The organism is Streptosporangium sp. NPDC002607 (assembly GCF_053592655.1).
In genome coordinates, this window is sequence record NZ_JBSFWD010000170.1 from 1 (window position 1) to 1,302 (window position 1,302).

1 protein-coding gene is annotated in these 1,302 nt (G+C 71.4%); it reads left to right on the forward strand.

Annotated elements, in window-relative coordinates:
- Positions 1-1,302: beta-ketoacyl reductase (locus ACWD3H_RS47690; RefSeq protein WP_451959808.1), on the forward strand; the 1,302-nt coding region annotated here is incomplete at both ends.

Sequence of the window (1,302 nt, forward strand, 5' to 3'; positions counted from 1 at the left end):
ACCGGTGCGAGTGTGGTCGAGCTGAGCGGGGATCTCGCCTCGCTGGACCCGGCGCCGGACGTGGTCATGGTCACCGTCGGGTCGGCCGGCGCCGAGAGTGTGGTGGAGTCGGTCCACGAGTTGGTCGCCCGTGTCCTGGGTCTGTTGCAGGGGTGGTTGGCCGATGAGCGGTTCGAGGCTTCGCGTCTGGTGTTCGTCACGCGGGGTGCGGTCGAGGCGCGGGAGGGTGAGGCGATCACCGATCTGGCGGCCGCGGCGGTGTGGGGTCTGGTGCGGTCGGCGCAGTCGGAGAACCCGGGCCGGTTCGTGCTGGTCGACCTGGATGATCGGGAGTCCTCGCGGCCGGCCCTGCTCGGGGTGCTGGTCTCGGGTGAGCCGCAGGCGGCGGTACGCGAGGGTGAGCTGCGGGTTCCGCGGATGGCGCGGGTGGCGCCAGGGTCTGACGTCGGCGACGCGGCGGGCCGGGTCTGGGACCCGGACGGTACGGTGTTGATCACTGGTGGGACCGGTGGTCTGGGTGGTCATCTGGCTCGGCATGTGGTGGCCGAGCGCAACGTGCGGCATCTGCTGCTGACCAGCCGCCGGGGCCTGGACGCCCCCGGCGCCGTGGAACTGCAGGCCGAGCTGATCGCGCACGGTGTCGAGGTCACGGTCGCGGCGTGTGACATGGCGGATCGGGATGCGGTGGCGGCCCTGCTGGCCGGGATCGATGCCGACCATCCGCTGACCGCGGTCGTTCACACCGCCGGTGTGCTGGCCGACGGGACGATTCCGTCGCTGACGCCCGAGCGGCTGGACACCGTGCTGCGGCCCAAGGTCGATGCCGCCTGGCATCTGCATGAGCTGACCCGGGGTCTGGATCTGGCGGCGTTCGTGGTGTTCTCTTCGCTGGCCGGGGTGATGGGCTCGGCTGGTCAGGGCAACTACGCGGCTGCGAACGCGTTCTTGGATGGGCTGGCTCAGTTGCGGCGGGCCGAGGGACTGCCCGCGCTGTCGCTGGCGTGGGGTGCCTGGAGCCAGGACAGCGGGATGACCGGCATGCTGAGTGATGCCGATATGCGGCGGATTGCCCGGACGGGCATGCCGCCGCTGTCGGTGGAGCAGGGGCTGGCGTTGTTCGAGGCCGCTGTCGTGCTTGAGCATGCGGTGCTGGTTCCGGTCCGGCTGGATCTGCCGTCGATGCGCGGTTATGGCGAGGTGCCGGCACTGTTGCGGGGTCTGGTGCGGGGCGGTCGCCGGTCGGCGGCGTCCGGCTCGGTGGTGGCCGCGACGTTGCTGCAGCGGCTGGCTCCGCTGGGCCTG